Genomic DNA, 23,368 nt, shown 5'->3' on the forward strand with positions numbered 1-23,368 from the left:
TTTTGCTGCATTTTACTGCGCTGCGGATGCCGTCAGCCGAGCCGGGAAGTCCCGCTTACCGGGCCGGCCGGGACTGGATCAGCGCCCGCTTGCCCGCGGCTTCGTGCACGTACCGCGTCAGTTCCGCCGACTGCTCGTAACGCAGAAACGGAGTCATAATATAGACGCCGCCGAAGTATTCCAGAATCGCGTCGATCAGCGAGCGCGAGATCGCCATTCCTTCCTGCATCGCGGCTTCCTTGTCGTGTTCATGCCGCTGCATGCGGGCGAGAATCTCGTCCGTCAGGCGGATGCCCGGCACTTCGTTGTGCAGAAAAGCCGCATTTTGCGAGCTGATCAGCGGCATGACGCCGATAAAGATCTGCTGCTTGATATGCTTCGTCGCGTGGTACAGCTCCTCGATCCGGCGCTCGTCGTAGACCGGCTGCGTCATGAAATAATCGGCACCGGCCGCGATTTTCTTCTCCAGGCGCTGCACGCCTTTTTCGAGATGGCGCCCGTTCGGATCGAACGCCGCGCCGACGGAGAAGTTGGCCCGCAGGCCGAGCGAACGGCCCGACGGCAGACGGCCTTCGTTGAACTGCTTGCACAGCTTGATCAGGTCGAACGAATTGTAATCGTAGACCGAAGTCGCGCCCGGCACGTCGCCGACTTTGGACGGATCGCCGGTAATCGCGATCATCTGGTTGATGCCCGAAGCGGCCAGGCCCATCAGATGCGACTGCAGGCCGATCATGTTCCGGTCGCGGCAGGCGACGTGGACGAGCGGCTTGACGCCGTACTTCTCTTTGACGACCGAAGCGAGCGACTCGTTCGCGATACGCGGACTGGCCAGCGAATTGTCCGCCAGCGTCAGCGCGTCGATGCCCGCTTCCTTGAGCGCCTGCACGCCTTTGAAGAAGCCGTCCGTGCGCAGCGTGCGCGGCGGATCAAGTTCGACGATGACCGAATGGTCTTTGGCGGCAGCCGCTGCATGGAACGGAATCTCGGCAGGCGGACCTTCCTGCGCAGCGGACAGCTGTTCGGCTTTTTCCCGGACTTCGATCCGTCCGAACGGCACAGGCTCGGCATCGTCGGACCGTTCCGTCGTCTTCTCGGTGATCGGAGCCGCGCCTTTGACCGCTTCCACCATCGCCGCGACATGCTCCGGCGTCGTGCCGCAGCAGCCGCCGATCAGGCGGACGCCTTCGCCGCGCAGTTCCAGCGCACTGCGGCCGAAGTAGTCGGCGCCCGAACGATAGCGCAGCCGTCCTTCGTTGTACTCCGGCAGGCCGGCGTTCGGATACGCCGACAGGAACGCGTGCTTGGGCAGCGGAACCTGCTTCAGGTAGCGGGTCATATGGAACGGGCCGAGCCGGCAGTTCAGGCCGACGACGTCCGCGCCGAGACCTTCGAGAATCGCGAACATCTCGGTCAGCGTGCTGCCGTCCTGCAGAAATCCCGAATCCTGGGTCGAGACCTGCGCGACGATCGGCAGATCGGTCTTCTGGCGCGCCAGCGTAAGCGTGGAGCGCAGTTCTTCCGGATCATAGAACGTCTCCAGCAGCAGGCCGTCCACGCCTTCGCTGAGCAAAGACTCGATCTGGCGTTCGTTGCTGCGTTTGATCTCGCCGAGCGTCACTTCGCCCGGCTTCGTGCTTCGAATGCCGCCGATCGTGCCAAGCACGTAAGCGCCGGTTCCTTCCGCGGCCGAGCGGGCCAACCGGGCGCCCGCCCGGTTGATCGCTTCCAACTCGTATTCCAGATTATAGCGCTTCAGCTTATGATCGTTCGCCGCATACGTATTGGTCTGGATCACTTCGGCGCCTGCGCCGAGATACGCCTGATGGATCTGGCGCACCTGCTCGGGCCGTGTCAGGTTCAGCTCTTCGAAACAGCGGTCGATGCCGTTCAAGTACAGCAGCGTGCCCATCGCGCCGTCGGCGACGAGGACTCTTGTTCGCAGTTCGTCGAGCAGCCCCATTAGCTGTTGCCGCCGGCTGCTCCGGCGCCTCCCGCCGCTCCGGCCTTCGCGAACTGTTCGCGCAGGGCGACCGCGGAAGCGACCATCGTCTTCAGCGAAGGAATGACTTCTTCTTCGCGGCGCGTCTTGAGGCCGCAGTCCGGATTGATCCAGAATTGGGCCGGATCAAGCACTTCCAGCGCACGCTGGGCGATCGATTCGATCTCGGATTGTTCCGGCAGGCGCGGGCTGTGGATATCGAACACGCCGAGGCCGATCCCTTTGTCGTATGTGCCGTCTTCGAACGCCGTCACGAGGTCGCCGTGGCTGCGTGCCGCTTCGATCGAGATGACGTCGGCGTCGAGGTCCGAAATCGCCTGAATAATATCGCCGAATTCGGCGTAGCACATATGGGTATGGATCTGCGTCTCGTCCTGCACGCTTGTCGTCGAAGCGCGGAACGCATAGACCGCTTCGTCCAGGTACGACTGCCAGTCTTCATGCTTGAGCGGCAATCCTTCGCGCAGGGCAGGCTCGTCGACCTGAATCATGCCGATGCCCGCTTCTTCCAGCGCGCTCACTTCGGAGCGGAGCGCCAGCGCGATCTGGTTCTGCACGACGGAACGCGGCAGATCGTCGCGTACGAACGACCAGTTGTAGATCGTGATCGGACCTGTCAGCATGCCTTTGACCGGCTTGTCGGTCAGCGACTGCGCATACGCGCTTTCGGTAACGGTCATCGGGCTGAGCAGCTTGACGTCTCCGTACAGGATCGGCGGCTTCACGCAGCGCGAACCGTACGATTGTACCCAGGCGAAGCCCGAAGTGGTGAATCCGGCCAGCTGCTCGCCGAAGTATTCGACCATGTCGTTGCGTTCGAATTCGCCGTGCACGAGCACGTCGATGCCGATCTCTTCCTGAATCCGAATCCAGCGTTCCGTTTCGGCATGCAGGAACTGCACGTACTGCTCTTCGTTCCATTCGCCTTTTTTCCACTTGCTGCGGGCTTGGCGCACTTCCGTCGTCTGCGGCAGACTGCCGATCGTCGTCGTCGGCAGCAGCGGCAGCGGCCAGTGCTTCGCCTGCACGTCGCGGCGGACCGCATACGGGGACAGTCGTTCCGGACGGCGCGCGTCCAGCTTGCCCAGCGCGTCGCGAACGGACTCGTCATTGCGTTCCGGCGAAGCGTTCAGCGCGGCAACGGCATGGACGCTCTCGGCGATCTCGGCGGCTACCGCTTCGGCGCCTTCGTTCAACGCTTTGACGAGAACGGCGATCTCGGTCAATTTCTCGTCGGCGAAGCTCAGGCCGTCGCGGATCTTGCTCTCCAGCGCCTGCTCGCTGCGGGTCGTAACCGGCACGTGCAGCAGGCTCGACGAAGGCTGTACGAACAGTTCCTTGGCACCGGCAGCCTGCTTGATGCGGCGCAGCAGGTCCAGCTTCACCTGCAGGTCGGAACGCCAGATGTTGCGGCCGTCGATCACGCCGGCGCCGAGGATCTTGTCTTGCGGGAAGCCGTGGCGCTCAAGCGCCGCCAGGTTGCGGCCGCGGTCGTGGACGAAGTCGAGGCCGATCGCCTGCACCGGAAGCTGCACGATGTCTTCGTAACGGGAAACGGATTCGAAATACGTTTGCAGCAGGATGTTCAGTCCCGGCGCCGCGGCGCGGAACGCTGCGTAGATTTTGTTGAGGCGGGCGATGTCTTCGTCGCTCGTCTCCAGCACGAGGATCGGCTCGTCGATCTGTACCCACTGCGCGCCGGCTTCGCCCAGTTCTTTCAATACTTGGGCATACAGCGGAATGAGTTGATCCAGCAGCGTATCGAACTGGCCGTCTTCGATGCCGCGTGCAAGCTTGAGCAGCGTCAGCGGGCCGACAATGACCGGCTTGCCGTCGATGCCCAGCTCTTCTTTGGCTTCCAGATAGAAGGCCAGCGGGCGGTTGACGGTCAGCTTAGGCGTCAGGCCCTGAAGTTCCGGCACGATATAATGGTAGTTCGTGTCGAACCATTTCGTCATCGGCGAAGCGGCGAACGCTTTGGTGCCGCGGGCTACGGCGAAGTAGGCGTCGAGGCCGTAGGCGCCGTTCTCGCCCGGAGCGAACACTTTCGCTTCGGCGTTCGCCGATGCGGGAGCTTCTTCGTCATGCGCGCCGGTCGCGCAGTTGCAGTTCTCGTCGTGGGCCGCGGTGTTCGCTCCGCCGGTGAAACGCTGAGGCACGAGGCCGAACGTGAACGCCGTGTCGAGCACGTGGTCGTAGAGCGAGAAGTCGCCGACCGGAATAAGTTCCGCCTGCAGGTCGCGCTGTTTTTGCAAATAGCTCAGACGCAGTTTTTTCGTTTCGCTTTCCAGCTCCGCCGCGTCGATCTTGCCGGACCAGTGTGCCTCCAGCAGTTTTTTCCATTCCCGTTTCTCGCCGATTCTCGGATACCCCAAATTCGAACTTTTCGCTTGACTCATATTAATCTTCCTCTCTGTCGGTTATTGGGACAAACCTGCCTTCCGGCGGCTCGTCTTGGACTTTGAGTATGATCATAGGCAGAGGAGCGCCAAGTGTCAATCGCCCGGGGAAGCTCTCCAAACGGCGTTATAGGCAAATTCCATGCTTGGCCCTCGGAATTACGGATAACGGAGAAACCAACCTCTGCGGGCCGTCTGCCCTTTAGCCCTTGCCTGGCAAGGCTTCGGAAGCTTTTGCCGCATCCGGCGCCGATCCGGCCCCGGATTCGTCTATATCCTGAGGCTATGGCTTACTATAGCAAACGCGCATAAGCCTTTTCGGGGCGCCGCACGCAAAAAGCGCGCAGGCAGGGAAAAAAGTTCCCTGCCTGCGCGCTTGTCGCGCTTGCGATTATGCGGCCGGTCCCGCTGCGCCCGACACGCGGATCACGTCATACTGGCGTCCGGATTCCGGTTCGGCGTGTTCCGTCTAGGCGGAAGATCCGTCCTGGACCGCCGGCGTTACCCGGTTGCGGCCGCCGTGTTTGGACCGGTACAGCGCTTCGTCGGCCGTTTTGTACGCTTCTTCTTCGTCCAATCCCGGTCCGCGCATCCAGACGGCGCCGATCGACGCGGTCACGATGCCTTCCTGCGGATTTTTGGCGTGTTCGATGTTCAGCTCCGCGACGGCGAGGCGCAGCTTCTCCGCATACGCGAACGCATCTTCCCGCTGCATGCCGGGCAGCAGGATGCCGAACTCTTCGCCGCCGAGGCGGAACGCGAAGCTTTGGCCGCCCTGTTTCGCCGAAAGTTCGCGGATAGCGTCGCCCAGCCGCTTCAATACCCGGTCGCCTTCGTAATGGCCGTACGTATCGTTGTACAGTTTGTAATGATCGATATCGAGCATGAGATACGCGAGCGGGGTACGCTGGTTGTTCGCGCGGGCGATACTGCCGGCAAACACGCTGTTGAAATGGCGCCGGTTGAACAGCCCCGTCAGCTCGTCGGTCACCGACAAACGTTCGATCAGATTGAGCGAACGGTTCAGTTCTTCGTTGTTGCGCTCAAGCGCTTCGGTCCGTTCGGCCACGATCTCTTCGAGATGGTCTTTGTGCCGCTTGAGTTCCTGCTCGGCTTTTTTGCGCGCGGTAATGTCTTTGACCGTTCCCTGCACCGCCCGCTGCCCCCGGTACGAGACGCCGACGACTTTGTTGATTGCCATAATGACCCGGGACCCGTCGCGGTGCAGCAGGGCGGATTCGTATTCTTGCGGCGCTTCCCGCCCGTCGATGCGGTTCTCGTAATAGCCGGCTACCCGCTCGACGTCCCTTGGATGGATAAAAGCGTCGTAGCGGGCACCGATCATCTCGTCCGTCGGGCAGCCGACCATCTCGGCCAGCGCATGATTGACGTACACGAAGCGGCCGTTCTGGATCATGAAAATGCCGTCCTGCATATTGTCTACCAATTCCCGGTATTTGGCTTCGGATTGTTCCAGTTCTTCATATAAGCTGGCATTTTCGAGCGAAAAGACCATGTCCCGCGACAGCAGGTTGATGATCTTCATCCGTTCCTGCGTAAAAGCGCCCGTGACCAGATTGTTCTCCAAATAGATGACGGCTACCGTCTTGTTCTGGTTGATCAGCGGCATGCAGACGAGCGAACGCGGCCGGTTCTGGCGAATGTACACATCGTCGGCGAGCCTGACGTCGGTACTGGCATCGTCCAAAATGACCGTTCTGCCGCTGTCTTCGACCGATTTGAGCAGCTTTTCCGGCAGCCGGTCGTACAGCGTCTCCCCGTGCACCGTCACCGAAATCCGGTCCTGATCCGGCAGGTAGCGCCCTTCGACCATCATCGGACTCTGCCGCAGCACGATGCAGCCCCGCTGCGCACCCGCGTTTTTGATCACGATTTCCATCAGCGCCTGAAGCAGGTGATCCAGCTCGATCTCGCGCGAGATCGCCTGCGAAGCGAGCAGCAGCGCGTCGAGGTCGAGACTGTCCGACGAAGCGCTCAGGCTGCCGGGACGCGTGCGGTCAAGGGTCCGGGAGACGCCGGCCGCCAAGCGGGACTCGTTCAGCTGCCGCACTTTGCTCTCCGCTCCCCACACGGCGTAATAATAGACCGCTTTGCCCCGCAAATACGTCCCGTATTCGCTCTGGCCCCGTTCCAGACGGAACGCGGCGGACAATTCGAAGCTGAGCGCTTTGTAACGCACCGGGGCGCTGCGCTCGGCTTCGTCGGACGCCAGGTCATATCGCGCGAACGCTTCCGCGGTTCGTCCGTTCAGGCGCGCCCGCTCCGCGGCAAGCAGCCGGACATGCCAGGCGAAGTTCGCCGGATTATGCTTGTGCCAGACCCGGAAACGCCGGAACTCCCGCCGCATCCGATTGTGCCTGCGCCGGCGTACGGAAGCGTCCGCGGAAGGCGGCGCGTAGGCGCAGATCAAGAACGCGTACAGCGCAAACTCTTCCATAAAAGCCGAACCCGCCAAAGCTCCGATAACGGCTTCGGCCCGCTCCAGAGCGTCGGCCGCTTCGCCGTAAAGCCCGCCGGTGAACAGCTGCTTCATTTTGTACACGTGGTAAATGGCGATACCCGACTGGTAATTCGCCTGCTCCAGCTGCTCCAGATAAGCGGTCTCGCTAAAGTCCGGTCCATTGAACGACAGCGGATCGTCAAGCAATCCGGCCAATCCGCGCCACTGCTGCCGTGCCAGCCGCGCCGTCGCCAGCGCTTCCCGGTGGCCCGTGTTTTCGATCAGGGCGATATACCGGCCGCTCTGCTCGATCTGGCCGCTCAGGTCAAGATCGGGATTCCACAAGTTGACGTAATAACACGCATGCGCCAAATAGAGCAGATTGCCCGAGCGCTGACCGGATTGCACCGCTTCGGCGAACGCGTCCGGCAGCTGCCGCCACGGCTCTTTCCAGACGCGGGCGAACAGCGCGAACAGCACCTGCGCCGCGCTGCGCGACTGAAGATCGTCGAAACGCTCGTTGATCCGCAGCGCGAGGCTGCCGAACTCGTACGCTCCGCGAATATCGCCCATGCCCGACAGCAGCAGTGCGTAACCGGTAAAAGCAAGCGTCGATTCCGGCGCGATGCCGTATTTGAGCGTCAATCCCGCTTTCTTCAGTACGATCAGCCCGAACAGCGGCTGCTCGCCGGAGATAAACGCCGGCGGAAACATGCCGATCAGCAGCCGCATCGCCAATTTGACGCGCGGATCGCTCATCTCGGGCCCTTGTTCCAGCTTGCGCACCGAAGTGGACGCAAGCTTCAGCTTGACGCCGGCAAGTTCCGACAGCACCGCCGGCATGCCGGCTTTTTCCGGCAGCCGGATGCCGAGCCGCGCCAGGCCGCTGCGTCCCGCCTCGATCGATTCCTTCATTAGACCGAGGTAGAAATAATAGCCGGCCTGCATCTCGTACAGCTTCGCCCGTTCGAGCGAATCGCGCGCCTGCGCTGCAAGTTCCGCGCAGGCGGCATCCGCTTCTGCGACCCGGCGGCACAGATAGCCGCATTCGGCATACAGCGCGAGCACGCCCCGGGCAAGATCGGGCTCCGTCTCCCAGCGGCGTTCGCCCAGCAGTTCGAGCGCGGTGCCCGCCAGCGCCAACGCGGTATCGTAACCGTAAGACGCTTTGGCCGCCGCCGCGGCTTCGACGTTCAGCCGGATCAACCGGCCGAGTTCGGCTTCGGACTCGATCCAGGCGCGGCCCGCGTTCAAATGGGCGGCCGTCTCCAGCCGCTCGTCCGCGCCGATCGGCGCGATTCGCCCATGCCGGCTTTGCCGGTCGAGCAGGGCGCGGCCGATCCGCAGATGCAGGCGGCCGATCTCTTCCGGCGTTCGCAGTTCGTACGCCGCCTGCTGGATCCGGTCGTGTCGGAAGCGGAACCGCTGCGCCTCCGGCCCGGCCCCGGCGGCCGGGCGCAGCACCGCCGTGCCCGGCCGTCCGGCGCTGCGCCCGAACGATTCGCCTGCGCGATCGCGCACGATCAGTTCTTCGGCCAGCGCTTCCGCCAGCGCGCGGTCGATGACCCCGGATTCGCTCTCGCCGAGGTCGATCAGGCGATCGCGGTCGAAGCCCGACCCCAGCACCGCGCCGAGCGCAAGCACGCCGAGCGTGTCCGGCGACAGATGGCGCAGCCGCTCCATCAGCAGGCTCAGCACGCTGCCTCTGACCGGAAGCGCGGCGATCGCCTGCGCCTCCCAGTTCCATCGGCCCTGCAGCGGCTCGTAGACGAGCCGCTTGTCCCGATGCAGCTCGCGCAGCATCTCCCGCGCGAACAGGGCGTTGCCGCGCGTATGCTGCCGAATCGACTCGGCCAGCGGAGCGATCCGCTCGCGGTCGGCGTGCAGCGCGTCGGCGACGATCTCTTCCAGCGCCTCCACGGGCAGCGCGCCCAGTTCAAGTTCGGTCACGCCGCGCAGGGCGCCGATCCGCTGCTGCGCCTGCCGCAGCGGATGGCCGGCTTCGGCTTCGTCCGAACGGTAGGCGCAGACGACGCACAGTCCGCGCAGTTCGGGATCGAGCAGCAGCCGCTCGACCAGCTGCATCTCCGCGGCATCCGCCCGGTGCATATCGTCGAGGAACAGCAGCAGCGGACGTCCTCCGTCCAGCAGACCGCGCGCGAATGCGGCGAACGTCATGAAGAACCGGTTCGTGTCTTCCGCCGGGCCGAGGGCGGGCAGTTCCGGCTGGGGACCGATCCAGTCCGCAAGTTCGGGAATAAGGCGCAGCACGAGCGAGCCGCTTCCGTCCAGCTCCCGGCGCAGGCTGCGCGCCGTCTCCGAATGCTGCGGCAGCGCATCGCCCAGTTCTTCGCCCATCCGCACGATCAGCCCGCGGAACGCCTCGACGACGGCGGCATGCGGAACGCTGCGGTTGTACGGATCGCATTTGCCTTCGGCAAACCGCCCGTTGTGGCGGACGACGGCGGGCCGCAGCTCGCGCACGAACGCCGTTTTGCCTGCGCCCGCTTCGCCGGCGACCAGCACGAGCCTCGGCGGCGCGCCGACGGCGGCGCCGAGCGCCGATTCCGCCTGGCGCAGCTCGCTTTGCCTGCCGTACAGACCGCTCGGCAGCTCGAAGCGCTCTGTCCGGTCGCTTGCGCCCGGCTCGAATGTCTCTTCGCCCGCCAGACAGCGCAGCAGATCCGCCTTGATGCCGTAAGCGCTCTGATAGCGGTCTTCCGGCGATTTGGCCAGCAGCTTCATGATGATGCCGGACAGCGACCCGGATACGGCCTGCGGCGCGACCTCATGCGGCGCGGCGGGCGTCTTCGCCATGAGCGAATACAGATACTCCGGCGCTTCTTCTTCCGGATACGGCTTCGTTCCGGTCGCCAGTTCGTACAGCGTGACGCCGAAAGCGTAATAATCGCTGCGGGCGTCGGGGCCGCGATTCAGCCGCCCCGTCTGTTCCGGCGACATATACGACAAACTGCCTTCCGGGTGTTCGGGCTGCGGCGGAGCCGGTTCGCCCGGCGTCGTCTCGGCCGACAGGCCGAAATCGATCAGACGCAGCGTATCCGTATCCCGGTTCCAGATCAGGTTGGCCGGCTTGACGTCTTTGTGCAGGACGCCCCGCGCATGCACTTCGCCCAAAATATCGATAAATCCGGCCATCGCGCGCAGAAAAGAAGCCGGATCGGGCGGGCTTTCGGCCCAGATCCGGTCCAGCGACAAGCCGCCGACGTCTTCCTGCTCCAGCAGCAGCAGTCCGCCGCGCTCTTCCAGGCGCAGCGGACGAATGACGCCTTCCACCTCGGCGCTCAGCCGCTCAAGCAGCCGGTATTCCCGCTTGAAGCGGAACACTTCGTGCGAATCGGCCGAGCTGCCCCGCAGCACTTTCAAAATGACCGTCTCGCCGGTCTTGTTGTTCACCGCGCGATAGACCGCCCGGCGGCCGTATTCGGAAAAGGTCTCTAGTATGTTGAAATGATCGATTGTTTGCATGTCCGATTCCACCTTTAACCGCACAATTTCATCTGACTTCTAGCATATCCGATAACGCCGGACGTGGGAAGCGTCTCCTGCGCCCGCAGCCCCGCCGTGAACGCAAAAAAAGCCGGCCGCGAACGGCGCGGCCGGCTTTTGATCGGTCTTCTTGCGATGGGTCTGCTTGCGATCACTCTGCTTGTCGAACGGTTCCGGTCTTACTTGACGCCGTCGATGACTTCCTGCGGAACTTCGATCGCTTCGATCTCGTTATGCTTGGAAATCGTGCTGTTCATGATCATGTGCATCTGCATGTCCATTTCTTGACCTTCGCCCGCCGCGCCGGTCATCGACATGGTCATGTCCACGATCGATTTGGTCGGGTACGACGTTTCTTTGTTCACGGCATAAGTGAGCTTCATCTCTTCGATGTCCATTTGATCCAGCGCGGCGGCCGTTTGTTCGTCCGTGTTCGCGCCCATCATTTCCGAAGCCATCGATTTGATTTTGTCGCCCGACAGGTCGGCCGTCAGGACGTAATCGTCGCCTTCTTCGGTCACTTTCATGTCCTGGGCTACCGATTTGAACTGTTCGAACGAGCTGTCGAGGTTGGCCGTGTTCTCAAGGCCCGCCATGATCTGCTCGCGGTTCTCTTCGGGCAGCTTCGTCCATTCGTCGTTCATGCCCATGTAGATGGCGTCTTTGGTAATATACTGCTTCACTTCATTGGTCGTATCGCCGGTCTGCGTCGAGATCTCCTGATACGCGCTCATCGGCTCGACGACCATGTCCGTGTTCAATTTCGTTTTGGAAGCCGTTTCTTCGCCGTTCAGCGTCATCGTCTGGTCCATGTCCGCGACCATATTGTAACTTTTCAGTTCTTTGCTCGCGGCCTGGGCTTTGTTCAGCAGTTCTTCGGCTGTCGGCACGGCAGCCGTCTCGGCAGGTGCCGCGGTCTCCGCTGCCGGTGTCTCGGTCGTCGCCGGTGCGGTCGTCTCCGCTACCGGTGCCGCCGTATTGGCCGCTTCTTCATTGGTGCTGCATGCGGCAAGCGCCGCCATCATCATGACCGACAGTGCGGCTGTTCCCCATTTTCTCATCTTGTTATGCCCCTCTCGATTCTAGTAAAAATCTCTCTAAGATAAGTATGTCTCTTAGGCCTATTAACCCAAACCGCTTTGAATTTAACGCAATTCCGCGAATTCGCGCCGTAAAAGCGTAAATCAGGACGATTTTCCCTTTTTTGAAAAGAGTGGGGCGCCCGGTCAGTGACGCTGCTCCGGCAGCCGGTTCAGCCGCTCCGCCAAGTGTTCCGGCACAGGCTGGCCGCGCAGATACGCAAGCGCCGACGGGTCGGCCCCGTGCTTCTGCAGATAGACTTCGAGCCGCTCCGCTTTGGCGGTCCGGCCCATCAGCGTGTAGGCCGCGAACCAGATCTCGGGGCTTGCGATACGCAGATCGCCGCCGCCCGTTCCCGGCAGCGCAGGCAGTCGGCAGATGCCGCGCTGCGTGCGCACGGCAAACCCGCCGATGATCTCCACTTCCGGCTCCGTGCCGTCCAGGCGCAGCTTGTACGCGCTTCGGTACAGATCGCTTGGCCCGTCTGCGTCGACGATCTTGTAAGCCGCGAGCGCCGCCCTGATTTCTTTTTCCGAAGCTTCGGTCATAATGTCCCAGTCGCCTACCGTGTCCGTCAATCCGAGCCCCAGCAGCATGCCGCTGCCGCCGATGACGTAGTCGATGCCGCCGAGTTCCAACTGCCGCGTCACCTCGCGCAATACGTGCTGCTTATCGCCCGGTTCGGCGGAGCGGCGCTGCGGCGCCTCCATTCCCGCTTCCCCGACGGGCCGTACCGGTTCCTTGTTCATGTCGTTCATCCTATGTCTCTTCATGTCCGTCATCCCCTGTTCCTTCAAGCCTGCCGCCTACGTCCCGGGCCGGCTTTTTCTGCATTGTATCACGAAGAACAGGCGCCGCACGCAAAAAAAGACCGCAAAAAAGCGGGAAGCGCTTATGCGCCGCCCGCCGCCGTGCCTGATAGGCTTGCCTATAACCGTGACTGTAGCCATGCCTGAAAAAGCCGGGCGTTCCGTTCCAAAACTTACGCTTCGCGGTCTTCCTTCAGCACCTGGAAGTCCGTCAGCAGCGAGACGACGTTGTCCTGCTCGTCCAGGCCCCAATAAGAAGCATACACGCCGTCGCCGTACCCGGAAGTGAACAAGATGACGTTCAGCCCGTTTTCTTCGTCCGCGGCGAGATTGCCCCAGACGCCGTCGTGTTCGTCCAGCACGTCTTCAACGAGGTTGTCGTACAGGCTGATGTATTCGTCGCCGAGTTCTTCCTGCAGCCGAAGATCGAGCATCTCGACCGCCCGGATCGCGTCTTCGTCGGCAAAACTGCCCAATCCGGCATCGACCGGATAGCCGAAGATTTCGTCTTCGCCGAGCGAAGCCGCATCCTGGCCTGGACGCACCGCGAGTTCCCAGCGCACCGGCTTCGTATCGGACAGGCGCATCTCCGCGCCCGCAATCGCGCCTTCCTGCTCGCTGTGCCATGCGTAGACGGGATAAGTGCCCGGCGCGACTTCGTACACGAACGGTTCGACGCGCAAAGTGAGCGGATCGCAGGCTACAACGCGGCCCGACACGATCTTGACCGGTTCGAGCGGCTGCGGACGCAGCGCCCCGCCCGTAGGTTCCAGCAAATCTTGCAGCAATTTCGACATCTTATCTCTTCCTCTCTGTTTCTGGAATTGGCTTTGGAAAACGCTTCAATTTAGGTATACCCATTTTCGTTACGTATCTCTCATTTTCGCGGCTTTCGAACTTGAGGGCAAAGTGTTCAGCCGAAATCGGCGCGGGAAACGGGCGAAGCAGAAGCGGCCGTGCGCCCGCTGCGCTTGTACCACGCGGAGCAGAACAAGACGATGAGCAGCAGGTCCACCGCGTCGCCGCCGTAATACATCAGCTGCGCGCCCGTATGCGCATCCGCGACCGTCACGCCGGCCGGCGGCGACGCGTACAGATATTTGCCGAGAATGCCGTGCGAAGCAAACGCGACGATCATGACGCATGTGCGCAGCTTGAAGCCGGTCCGATGCGGCGCCGGGTCGATCGGCAGAATCGACGCCGCGAACAAGTAGCCGGCCGCGAATACATGCAGATGCACGGCGGCATGCAGCGCCGCCGAATGGTGCATGGCCGTGTACAGGCCGGTCGTATACAGCAGCCACAAGCCGCCGAAGTTTAGCGCGGCTGCCGTGACCGGATGCGTCAAGGTCGCGGCCGCCCGGCTGCGCAGCAGCGCGGACAACCGGCGCGCCCCGGCTCGCGGCAGCGTGCGCAGCAGCAGCGTCATCGGAGCGGACAAGACGAGCAGCAGCGGTCCGAGCATGCCGAGCAGCAGATGGCCGAGCATGTGGAACGTGAAGCTGCCGTGCGCAAGCCCGGCGAGCGGGCCGGCGACGGCGGCTGCCGACAGCAGCACGCCCGCGCACCAGAGCGCGACGCGATACGCCGGCCAGCGCTTGTACCGGCGGCCGGTCAGCACGGCCGCCGCCGCGTACGCGAGCATGAGCGGCAGCGCGACCGCGAGCAGCGGCAGCAGGTCGTAGGCCCAGCCGGCCAGCAGCAGCCCGGCCGACGATCCATCCGGTGCAGACGCCGGCGTGGGCGCGTGGCCGTGCGAATGCCCGGCATGCCCGGAATGCCCGGCATGCCCGGCATGCCCGCCGGCCGCGGCCACGTACGCGAAAGATCCGAATGATCCGTATTCGAATAATCCGTACCCTAATGATCCGCCCATGTCAGCGCCGCCCGGTCCGTTCGCCCGAACGGCCCGAAGTTTGGCGGGTCCGGACGATCATGACGACGCCCGCGGTCAGCAGGATAACCGCGATGATATTCCAGGTCCAATCATACGCGGTGATGTCGACGCCGTAACGGATCTGATGCAGCTGCATCAGCTTATGCTGCACAATGCCGTCGTACAGCTGGAAAAATCCGGCGCCCGTCAGCACGCCTGCCCACCAGCGGGCGACGAACCACGACCGTTTGCGGCGCAGGTCGGCCAGCATGAACAGCGAAGCTACCGTGGCGAACCAGCTGAGCGCATGAAACAGTCCGTCCGACACTAGGCCGACGGAAGTCGTCGATTTGTCGTAAAAATGATGCCAGTGCAGCAGTTGGTGGAACACGGCTTCGTCGACGAACGCGACGCAGCCGACCCCGAACAAAATGCCCGACCACAAGCTGCGGGTATGTCCGCTGCCCGAAGCGCTCCGTCCGTTGGCTTCGGCATCGTTCGAAAATGTCGTCATGGCTTCCCCTCCTTTTGGCCGGAACGGATCAAGACTTCGCCGGACCGGCAGTAAAAAGCCCTGTGTATGTTTACCCGTTCCCTTGGCGTTCGAACGCGCGCCGGCGGACATATTCGAAGAGTTCCGCTTCTGCCGGACACGCAAAAAAACCGCCGCATGGAGACGAAAGCGTCTCCTGCGGCGGCTTATGTAGAAGGAAGAGTGTCCGGCATGCCCATAATGGCTTAGGCACGGACGGATGAAGCGGGTGAACGGTTGGAGCGGGTGAGCCGTTGAAACGTCTGACGGAAAGTGCTTGCACAAACGGCTTGCAGCCGAAGCTTAACGGGCTTAACGCGCCTGACCGGCCGTGAACGGCTGGCGTTCGAATTCGGCGCCGGCATGCCGCAGAAATTCGCCGACGAAAGCCAACTGCTCGCCGCTGTAGGCGCCGAGGAAGACGCGGAACCGTTCTTCTTCGTTCTCCAGCAGGCGGCTGTGCGTCTCGAACACTTCGCGGCCTTCCGGCGTGAGACGATAATAAATTTCTTTGCGGTTGTGGCGCATCCGTTCGCGCTTGACCAATCCTTCGCTGACGAGACGCGTGCCGATCTTGGTTACGCCCGCGCGGGACAAGCCGATCTTCTCGGCAATCGTCGTGCCGTTGATCGGTTCGTGCCGCCCGATACATTGAATAGCATTGACGACGGTGAGATTGCCCACCCGGCTGCCGGTCTCCTCGTCCTGGATCATGGCCCGAAGCCGCGAAGGCTCCGTTTGTCTATGACTTTCGTACCGGTGCAGGAAGTCTAGGATCTGCCCGTATAATTCCCCCGGTGCCGCGTGATGGCGGTAAACGCTCGTTTCCATAGCATTCGCTCCTTGCCGATATAATGGGTGTCGCATGAATGAGAGAAGGAAAGTGAATCTGTCGTTGAGAACAATATATCCTAATTGAGAATGATAATCAACTTGAATTTTAAAAAAATATTTGCCGTGTATTCGGAAAAGTACGTCGAAAAATGCCGAAAACAAAGGAAAACCGGTCAGAACTCTGCGGTTCCGGCCGGTTTTCCATTCTCAATTAGCTCCATACCCGCTTCAATCGGCGCAGCAGCCCGGCTTCTTCGCCGACCATCCGATCCAGATCGCGAGACAGGACGCGCGCCTGCTCCGCCAGCACGTCCGGACCGTCCGTCCCCTGAAGATACCGGGTCAGGAAATGCAGGAACACGTCCACTTTGCGCAGCCGCATCAGCAGCGGGATCGCTTCGATCTCGGCCGGTTCAAGCCGTACCGACCGACCGAACCCCGCTCCGAACGCAAGCACCGGATCGGCATTTTCCGCAGCTTCATAAGCGGCGGATTCCGCGTCTCCCGGCCCGCCTTCGAAGCTTAGCGCCTGTTGACCGGCCGCCGGCAGCCCCGACAAGACGACGGCCGCGTCCATCGCCCGCACGTCATAGGTGCAAAATTCGAAATCGAGCAGCGCTGCGATCCGCTCCGGCGCTCCCGCTTCGACCAGCAGGTTCGACGCGTTCAGATCGCCGTGCACGAGCTGATGCGGCAGCTTCCGCAAATTCCCGAGCTCCCGCAGCAGTCCCGCGTACTCTTCCGCCAGCCGTCCAAGCTCCGCGCCGACGCCGGCAAGTTCCGCCGGAGGCTGCGCGCAAAATCCGGCCGTCTCCCGCGCTCCGCACAGCGGATACGCCTGTTCCAATTCGTAATAAGGCCGGTACGCCGGCGGCAGCTCTGTCCGCACGCGCGCAAGCGCTCCGGACAATTCGCCCGCCGCTTCGCCAAAAGAACGCAGCGGCCGACGATCGTCGTCGCCGGGCGTGACGCCTTCGATATGCTCGAACACACAGGCATAACGGCCGCTGCCGTCTGCCAGCCGAACGATCGTCTCCCCGTCTGATGTTTTTCGCGGCACCGGCGTGCGGAAGGTCAGCCCCTCGCCCGCCAGCCGCAGCAGCACCTCGTGCTCGAAGCGGATCTTGTCGACGTCGCGGTGCGTCTCGTACACCCGCAGCACGTACTTGCGGCCGCCGTGCCGCACGAACCGCGTCGTGTTGTTCCACCCTGCCGCCCCGGCTTCGGGCGTCCCGGAATAATCCGGCCAATACTGCCGGACGACGGCCTCCAATACCCCTTGCGCCGCTTCGCCTGCCGTTCCCGCCATGCCGATCTCCCCCGTTGCTTTTTGGTTTGGTTTTTCTTTTTCACCGCATCGGATTCCATTATACCGGGACGCTTCGGGCAAAAGGAAGAGAAGGAGCGAAGTTCGACCGCGCTGATTCTGATTGGCCACGACGGGTAAATTGTGTAAGATTCGGTTTCGCTTCGAGAGCGACGCAAATTTCTATTCGGACATCCCAGAAGGAGGAAACGAACATGGCTATTTTTTCGAACAAAAAAACGATCTTTATTACCGGTGCGGGCAGCGGGCTCGGCAAAGGGACAGCCATCGGGCTGGCGCGGGCGGGACACAAAGTCATCGCGACCGTCGAGACGATCTCGCAGGTGCCGGAATTCCGCGAATACGCCAAGTCGGAAGGATTGGACATCCTCGTATTCAAGCTGGACGTGAACAATCCGCTCGACCGCGCGCAGGTGGAAGAACACGACTTCGATATCTTCGTCAACAACGCCGCGATCGGCCATACCGGTCCATTCGCCGAAGTGCCGGTGGACAACGTGCGGCAGGTGTTCGAGACGAACTTCTTCAGCTCGATCGAGCTGGCCCAGATCGCCGCGCGCAAATTCGTGGCCAAGAAAAAAGGCAAAATCGTCTTCACCAGTTCGATCGCGGGTCTGAGCGTCAATCCGTTCCTCGGCCCTTACTGCGCGTCCAAGCATGCGCTTGAAGCGTTGGCGCAGGCGCTCCAGCAGGAACTCGAAAATTACGGCGTACAGGTCGCGACGATCAATCCGGGACCGTACAAGACAGGCTTCAACGACATGATGTTCGAGGAAAAAGAAAAATGGTACGACGAAAAAACGAACTTCACCAAACGTTCCGACCTGGCCAAAGGCGAGCAGATGCTGGCACAGCAGTTCGATCCGCAGGACATGATCGACAAGATGGTCGAGATCATCCCGCAGGACAAGCACGCGTTCCGCACCGTCTGGCCGGAAGCGTCCGAACAGCAGGTCAAAGAATACCAGGCCAAGCTGTGGGAACAGAAGATTTAACGGCTTAACCCCAAAGCATACTTGGAAAAAAAACAAACGCGAAACACGAAAAAGGAAGAAAGCCAGGAGTGTAACTCCGCGCTTTCTTCCTTTTTTTGCGTCTTGGCGTATCGGCTTCGCAGACCGCCGGAATCCGCTCAAGCGCCGAAGCGCGCGCGGAGTTCGCCGGACAGCCGCTTGAGCTCCTGCAGTTCGCCGTTCATGTCCAGGCTGGCTTCGACCTGATGCTGCGCCGTCCCGCCGAACGAACGCAGCGCTTCCGACGTGCGGCCCGCGACGGCCGATACGCCGTGCATTTCAACGGAGATCCGGCGCGAACGCTCGGCCAGTTCTTCGACCCGTCCGCCGATCGTGTCCACGGAGCCGATCAGTTCCGACGCGCTTCCGTCCGCTTCTTCCAGCAGCCGGATCGCGTCGGTCATCTGCGCCAGCCCGTTCTCCGCCGTCTCCCGGCTGTCTCGCATCCGCAGCGCCGACAGCCGCGTCTCCTCGCGGATACCGCCCAGAATGCCGTTCACTTCTTCCGCGCTGCTGCGGCTCTGCTCCGCCAGCATGCGGATTTCGCCGGCCACGACCGCGAAGCCGCGTCCCTGCTCGCCCGCCCGGGCCGCTTCGATCGAAGCGTTCAGCGACAGCAGATTGGTCCGGTCGGCCACTTCGCGGATCGCCGCCAGAATCCGGTCCGCCTGCTCGGCGGATTCGTCCAGGCCGCGGATCGTGCGCTCCGTATCGCCGACTTTTTGCGCCAGCTTGTCCATGCCCGCGTGCAGGCGCTGCATTTCGCCGACCGCCTGCGGCAGCAGCGAGCGCGCGTTTTCCGCATAGCTCCCCGCTTCCCGGGAAGCTTCGCGCGTCTCTTCCACGATCGCGTAGATTTCTTCCAGATTGCGCCCTGCGCGCTCGACCGACTGATGCTGAAGTTCAAGCTCCGCCGACACTTCGCCGAAGGAGACCGACAAACCGCGTCCCGATTCGCTGATCGTTTCCGATTTGGCCGCCGCCGATTCAAACGTTCCGCTCAGCCGGGCCGACATATCGCGCAGCGTGGCGAAAGCCTGTTCCAGCTCCAGCCGCTTCGCTTCGCGTTCTTGTTCCACCGCCTGGGCGAACCGCTTTTTGGACACGATCTGCCAGCAGACCGCCCCGCTCGTCAGCAGCAGGAAGACCGCGTGCAGCAGCAGCATCGTAAACGTATACGTCTCGCTGCCGAGATACAGCCCCGTCATCCAGAAAATGGCCGCCACGTGCACAACCGCGAAGATCGCCGTCATCAGCGCGACGAGGGCGACGCTTTCGTAGAAGACCAAAAAAGCGACGACCATAAAAATCGAAAAGTGGAATTCGACATATCCGCCTCCGCCGGACGTGATCGAGAGACTGGCGAACGTCAGCGACAGCGTGTTGAGCAGCGGCACCGCAGCGTGCTTGTCATCTCGCACATACAGCAGCAGAGCCGCTCCCAGCAGCACGGCGGGCAGAATCAGCAGCACGTTCAGTAGAAGCGTACTGCCGCCCCCATGCGCCGCGTGATGCATCGCGCCCATGGCGGAATCCTGCATCAGGCGATCGAAAATGCCGAGCGACCGATTCAAATAGTGGATTAAAATGGAAAAAAGCAGCGTGCCGGTCGTCAGATACAGCATGAGTCGATTTTGTTTGGCGAGCATGGGTGGGGCCTCCGATATACATTGTATTTTGCCATATTAAATTGCTTGTGACTTATTATTCGACATTTAACGACAATAAATCAAGAGTTTTTTGTCGAATCGGCAAAATTATTTTCGTGACTTTGTTCGGCATCTTGTTCAAAACCACCCGCCATTCACCCGCCCCAGTCCGGTTTGAGTACCCGCACCAGCGCTTCGAAGTAATAATAATCGCCCCAGATCGTGCATTCGTCGATCCCGATGCCGCGCGGTTTGTTGTACACGCCGTGCCGGAGCACGCCGTTGGAGCTGCCGCTGCCGACCGTCGTATAACCGGCGTCCAATGCGCTCAGAATCGCCACCGCCCGGCGCTGCGTCTCCGCCTGTTCCGGGCTGCCCGCCGGCAGCGAGCGCGCCAGCTCCAGCAGGCCGCAGGCGGCAATCGCCGAAGCGGACGAGTCTTTTTCCTGTTCCGTTCCGTTTATAAAAGCCAAATCCCAGTAGACGACGCCGTCCGCCGGCGTACGCGCCGCGAAACGGTCGGCCAGCCGCAGCGCAAGCTGCATCAACTGCGGATCGCGGGTATGGCGATAGCTCAGCACAAAGCCGTAGATGCCCCACGCCTGGCCACGTGACCAGCACGAATCGTCGGCATACCCTTGGTGTGTCGTGCCGAACTTCGGCGCGCCGGTGTCGACGTCCATGTAATACGTATGGTACGTCGTCGCGTCGGGGCGCACGAGATACCGCGCCGACTGCCGCGCATGGTTCGCGGCATACTCCGCATAGCGGGAATCGCCGCTCTGTTCGCTCGCCCAATACAGCAGCGGCAGGTTCAGCAGGCAGTCGATGATCATGCGGCCGCGCTCGGCCGGATCATCCGGATCGCCCCACGCCTGAATGATGCCCGCCTGCGTCAAATACCGGGCGGCCAGCAGGTCCGCCGCGAGCAGTCCGGTCTCCCGCGCCTGCGGATTGCCGGTGATCCGGTATTCGTTTACCGCCGACAGGCTGTATAGAAAGCCTAGGTCGTGCGTATCCGTGCCGAGGCGCCGGTCGAGCCGGTTCCGGTAATCCGGCAGCTGGCTCTCCGCCGCCCGGCGGTATTTGCTCTCGCCGGTCAGCTCGTAGGCGAGCCAGAGCATGCCGGTCCAGAAGCCGGACGTCCATTCGAAGTTGGCGATCGCCGGATAGACGCCGCCGACGCTCGACGGCGCGGGATAAGCGCACGGGCCGAATGTGTCCAGCCCGGCGTCGATCTGCTTGAGCGCGTAGCCGGCGGCGCGTTCGAACGCCGAACGTTCCCCGTCGGCGCCCCGGCTCCGGCCTGCCGGAATTTGAGCTTGCGTGCGTGTCGGCTTCATCGCAATCCCTCTCTTTCTTCGCTATATGCGTGCGAATCGCTGTCCGGCCTGCCGCCCTCGCCCGGCGAAACGTCCGGCTGCACAGGCCGGTCGAACGCCAGCCGGAAGCCGCTGCGGCCGGCGGCCATCTGCCGTTTCCACAAGCCGGAGCAAAGATCATGCCGCAGACCGGCGCCCCGCGCCGCGGCGGTCCCTGCTCCTTCGCTCGCATCGGCCGTCGCGGCCTGTTCTGCTTCGCTTTTGTCGCCCGCATGTGCCGCCGCGCCCGCCGCTTCCGCCACCGGCGCTTCCAGCGCGAAATGGCACCACGCTTCGCCCGCCAGCGACGTGTGCACACTCAGGCCGCCGCGGTAATCGAGCACGGCGACCGCTTTGGACAGCGAGCTGAACAGACAGCGGCCGCCGAGCTTGAGATAGCTGCCGTTATGCAGCGACACCCGCTGCAGCTGCCCGGCCGCGTCGTAAGACAGCGTGCTGAGCAGCGCATCGGTGCACAACGCTCCGAACGCGGCATGCGCATTGTCGTGCATGACCCGTCCGTCGGCGCGGTTGTTCACGTAAATTTCGATCCGGCCGCCGTCCGGGGACTTCAGTTCGAGGCCCTGTATGTCCGGGCTTTGCCCGCTCGAAAGCGCGGGGTCTTGCGGGTTTTCCGGGTCTTGCGGGTCTTCCGGCCCAGCCGCCAGGCGGTTCACTTCAAGCCTGCCGCCGCCTGCGAGAGGCAGCAGAAACACGCCGACGAACTTTATACGTCCGTCGGCCGAAGCGGAGCGGATCTTCACGTAATCCGCTTCGGGGAACACGTCTTCCGGTCCGCTGCCCCGGGCATAACCGTTCCGGTAGCCCTTTTCCCTGACGTATTGTTTGTGCACCGGATACGGGTGCATCACATGCAGTTCCCGCTGTCCGTCCGTGCTCGACAATATCGGCTCCGCCGTGCCGCTCTCGATCTTCAAGCCTTCCGGCAGATGCAGCAGCCCTTCGAACAGACCGCCGCGCTCGGCCTGAAGATCATCGACGAGCACCATCGCCCCGTCGAGGCACAGAAAATGCCGGTAAAACCGCCGGTACAACCCGCTGTACGGCCCGGCGCAGTCGGCCAGCACGTATTTGTAGCCCGGCACGTCGATCCAGTCCGGAATAGAACCGGGAAATTTGGTGCCTTCCTCGATCAGCGCGGGCACCTGGCCCCGCCCTTCGAACAGCACGACGTTGTGCGCGGCGGACTGCCGGTAATATGAATTGTACAGCGGCTTGGAGTAGGCGCAGTGTCCGGAATCGTCGACGAACGCCTGCCCGTCGATGTTCAGGATGAACGTGCCCGCGTCCAGATGGTTATGGTTCCAGCTCTCGCCGGACCGTACGGCCAGCACGATCTGCCGCATGCCGCTGCGCCAGCGGACGAAGGCGCTGCCGGAATGCGCGAACACGGTGACACTTTCCGCCCCGGCGGACAGCGGCGCAAGCGTCTCCAGTCCTTCCGGGTAAAAAGCGAACTCGGCCGCTTCGGACGGATCGCCCTTGAGCGCGGCGAACAGACCGAGCAGTTCGCCCCGGCGCCGCAGGTCGGCCAGCCGGAGCCAGACGTACGCATGCTTGCTCCGGTCGCCTTCGTCGCCGAAATGGAACGTGCCGATGCCGCCGTCCGCCGCGGCGTAGATCGTCTCCAGATAGACGTCCGGCAGTTTGTCCAGTACTGGCAGTTGTCCCAGCGAAGCGTCGCCCGTTCGCCGGCGGTACGCCGCTTCGAACACGAAGAAATTGCCAAGCGCATAATCCAGATAGCCCATCGTCTCGGCGTAATCGCCGTCCGGGCCAAAATTCGGCGCCTTGTTCTGCAGCACGCTGCCGGGATAAGCGAACCATTCGCGTACGCCTTCCGCGATCGTATGCAGCGCTTCTTCCGCATGCGGCACGCGGTGTTGAAGCGTCAGCAGCAGCAGGCCGGCCGCCGATACGCAGACAATCCACCAATTATGGCCCATTGTGTCAAGCGCATGGATCTTGTCGGCCGGATGCAGCCAGTCGCTGTACAGCGGCAGATACGCTTTAATGTACAGCGCCGCTTCGATCCGCTCCCGTTCCTCCGGCGCGCACGACGTCCGCACCGCTTCGTACGCCGACGCCAGATACGTCCCGATGTCCGCCGTCCACAGGTCGGACTGCCGGCCGCCGCCGCTCTGATACGTCCAGCACTCTTCTTCGACGATCAGCGCGATCAATCCGCGCACGAGCGCTTCCGCTTCGGCGCTGCCGGTCATGCGGGCGTAGAATGCAAGGTTCTGCGCTTCTTTGGCCAACTGGCGCACTTCGTTGCCGAGCGTAAACCGCTTGCTGCCGCCGTGCGTCCGCCAGCGCTGCCGCAGCGTATCTACCCGCTCCCGCGCCGCTGTCAGCCAATCGGCATCCCGCGCGGCCATCTTGGCCGCATATACGGCCCAGCCCCGCCGCATCGCCGGCTCCGCTGCGATCAGCCGCCTTGTCCGTTCAAGCGTGTCTTCGTCGTATACAAGCATGCTGGCGTCCTCCCGCAAGC

14 protein-coding genes are annotated in these 23,368 nt (G+C 62.5%); 1 reads left to right on the plus strand and 13 read right to left on the minus strand.

The window, feature by feature from the left end:
* Positions 1-55: 55 nt before the first annotated feature.
* The 10 genes from FTE24_RS18135 to FTE24_RS18180 all read right to left on the minus strand — a co-directional run bounded on the left by FTE24_RS18135 (position 56) and on the right by FTE24_RS18180 (position 16,809).
* Positions 56-1,963 (minus strand): bifunctional homocysteine S-methyltransferase/methylenetetrahydrofolate reductase, encoded by a 1,908-nt coding sequence (locus tag FTE24_RS18135; RefSeq protein WP_150229399.1) that lies wholly within the window; start codon positions 1,961-1,963, stop codon positions 56-58.
* A complete protein-coding gene (gene metE, locus FTE24_RS18140) occupies positions 1,963-4,401 on the minus strand; it encodes a 5-methyltetrahydropteroyltriglutamate--homocysteine S-methyltransferase (protein ID WP_150229401.1) in 2,439 nt (812 codons plus the stop codon). The genes FTE24_RS18135 and metE overlap by 1 nt, the downstream gene beginning before the upstream one ends.
* A gap of 469 nt (positions 4,402-4,870) precedes the next feature.
* Positions 4,871-10,348 (minus strand): diguanylate cyclase, encoded by a 5,478-nt coding sequence (locus FTE24_RS18145; protein ID WP_150229403.1) that lies wholly within the window; start codon positions 10,346-10,348, stop codon positions 4,871-4,873.
* 200 nt (positions 10,349-10,548) lie between these two features.
* A complete protein-coding gene (locus tag FTE24_RS18150; RefSeq protein ID WP_150229406.1) occupies positions 10,549-11,430 on the minus strand; it encodes a DUF6612 family protein in 882 nt (293 codons plus the stop codon).
* Between the two features lie 165 nt (positions 11,431-11,595).
* Positions 11,596-12,222: a hypothetical protein gene (locus FTE24_RS18155; protein ID WP_150229408.1), complete on the minus strand. Its 627-nt coding sequence runs from the start codon at positions 12,220-12,222 to the stop codon at positions 11,596-11,598.
* 209 nt (positions 12,223-12,431) lie between these two features.
* Positions 12,432-13,055 (minus strand): DUF4241 domain-containing protein, encoded by a 624-nt coding sequence (locus FTE24_RS18160; RefSeq protein ID WP_150229410.1) that lies wholly within the window; start codon positions 13,053-13,055, stop codon positions 12,432-12,434.
* Between the two features lie 116 nt (positions 13,056-13,171).
* Positions 13,172-14,134, minus strand: a complete 963-nt coding sequence (locus FTE24_RS18165) for a cytochrome c oxidase assembly protein (protein ID WP_150229412.1) — start codon at positions 14,132-14,134, stop codon at positions 13,172-13,174.
* Between the two features lies 1 nt (position 14,135).
* A complete protein-coding gene (locus FTE24_RS18170) occupies positions 14,136-14,648 on the minus strand; it encodes a DUF2243 domain-containing protein (protein WP_150229414.1) in 513 nt (170 codons plus the stop codon).
* A 330-nt stretch (positions 14,649-14,978) separates the two neighbouring features.
* On the minus strand, positions 14,979-15,497 hold the full coding sequence (locus FTE24_RS18175; RefSeq protein WP_160441822.1) for a MarR family transcriptional regulator: 519 nt from the start codon (positions 15,495-15,497) through the stop codon (positions 14,979-14,981).
* A gap of 214 nt (positions 15,498-15,711) precedes the next feature.
* Complete coding sequence (locus FTE24_RS18180; RefSeq protein WP_150229416.1) at positions 15,712-16,809, minus strand: phosphotransferase; 1,098 nt, start codon at positions 16,807-16,809, stop codon at positions 15,712-15,714.
* A 212-nt stretch (positions 16,810-17,021) separates the two neighbouring features.
* Here FTE24_RS18180 and FTE24_RS18185 point away from each other — a divergent pair, with 212 nt between their 5' ends.
* A complete protein-coding gene (locus FTE24_RS18185; protein ID WP_141450156.1) occupies positions 17,022-17,822 on the plus strand; it encodes an SDR family oxidoreductase in 801 nt (266 codons plus the stop codon).
* Positions 17,823-17,959: 137 nt separating this feature from the next.
* Here FTE24_RS18185 and FTE24_RS18190 read toward each other — a convergent pair whose 3' ends face one another.
* The 3 genes from FTE24_RS18190 to FTE24_RS18200 form a co-directional block, all read right to left on the minus strand.
* Entirely contained in the window at positions 17,960-19,489 is a 1,530-nt protein-coding gene (locus FTE24_RS18190; RefSeq protein WP_150229418.1) for a methyl-accepting chemotaxis protein, read from the minus strand.
* A 155-nt stretch (positions 19,490-19,644) separates the two neighbouring features.
* Complete coding sequence (locus tag FTE24_RS18195) at positions 19,645-20,832, minus strand: glycoside hydrolase family 88 protein (RefSeq protein ID WP_150229422.1); 1,188 nt, start codon at positions 20,830-20,832, stop codon at positions 19,645-19,647.
* On the minus strand, positions 20,829-23,348 hold the full coding sequence (locus FTE24_RS18200) for a heparinase II/III domain-containing protein (RefSeq protein WP_150229424.1): 2,520 nt from the start codon (positions 23,346-23,348) through the stop codon (positions 20,829-20,831). The genes FTE24_RS18195 and FTE24_RS18200 overlap by 4 nt, the downstream gene beginning before the upstream one ends.
* Positions 23,349-23,368 lie beyond the last annotated feature (20 nt).

This window comes from Saccharibacillus sp. WB 17, from assembly GCF_008634075.2.
In the GTDB taxonomy this organism is placed as follows: domain Bacteria; phylum Bacillota; class Bacilli; order Paenibacillales; family Paenibacillaceae; genus Saccharibacillus; species Saccharibacillus brassicae.

Coding starts and splice junctions, on each gene's coding strand:
- FTE24_RS18135 (WP_150229399.1), bottom strand. CDS start 1,963: ATGGGGCTGCTCGACGAACTGCGAACAAGAGTCCTCGTCGCCGACGGC.
- metE (WP_150229401.1), bottom strand. CDS start 4,401: ATGAGTCAAGCGAAAAGTTCGAATTTGGGGTATCCGAGAATCGGCGAG.
- FTE24_RS18145 (WP_150229403.1), bottom strand. CDS start 10,348: ATGCAAACAATCGATCATTTCAACATACTAGAGACCTTTTCCGAATAC.
- FTE24_RS18150 (WP_150229406.1), bottom strand. CDS start 11,430: ATGAGAAAATGGGGAACAGCCGCACTGTCGGTCATGATGATGGCGGCG.
- FTE24_RS18155 (WP_150229408.1), bottom strand. CDS start 12,222: ATGAAGAGACATAGGATGAACGACATGAACAAGGAACCGGTACGGCCC.
- FTE24_RS18160 (WP_150229410.1), bottom strand. CDS start 13,055: ATGTCGAAATTGCTGCAAGATTTGCTGGAACCTACGGGCGGGGCGCTG.
- FTE24_RS18165 (WP_150229412.1), bottom strand. CDS start 14,134: ATGGGCGGATCATTAGGGTACGGATTATTCGAATACGGATCATTCGGA.
- FTE24_RS18170 (WP_150229414.1), bottom strand. CDS start 14,648: ATGACGACATTTTCGAACGATGCCGAAGCCAACGGACGGAGCGCTTCG.
- FTE24_RS18175 (WP_160441822.1), bottom strand. CDS start 15,497: ATGGAAACGAGCGTTTACCGCCATCACGCGGCACCGGGGGAATTATAC.
- FTE24_RS18180 (WP_150229416.1), bottom strand. CDS start 16,809: ATGGCGGGAACGGCAGGCGAAGCGGCGCAAGGGGTATTGGAGGCCGTC.
- FTE24_RS18185 (WP_141450156.1), top strand. CDS start 17,022: ATGGCTATTTTTTCGAACAAAAAAACGATCTTTATTACCGGTGCGGGC.
- FTE24_RS18190 (WP_150229418.1), bottom strand. CDS start 19,489: ATGCTCGCCAAACAAAATCGACTCATGCTGTATCTGACGACCGGCACG.
- FTE24_RS18195 (WP_150229422.1), bottom strand. CDS start 20,832: ATGAAGCCGACACGCACGCAAGCTCAAATTCCGGCAGGCCGGAGCCGG.
- FTE24_RS18200 (WP_150229424.1), bottom strand. CDS start 23,348: ATGCTTGTATACGACGAAGACACGCTTGAACGGACAAGGCGGCTGATC.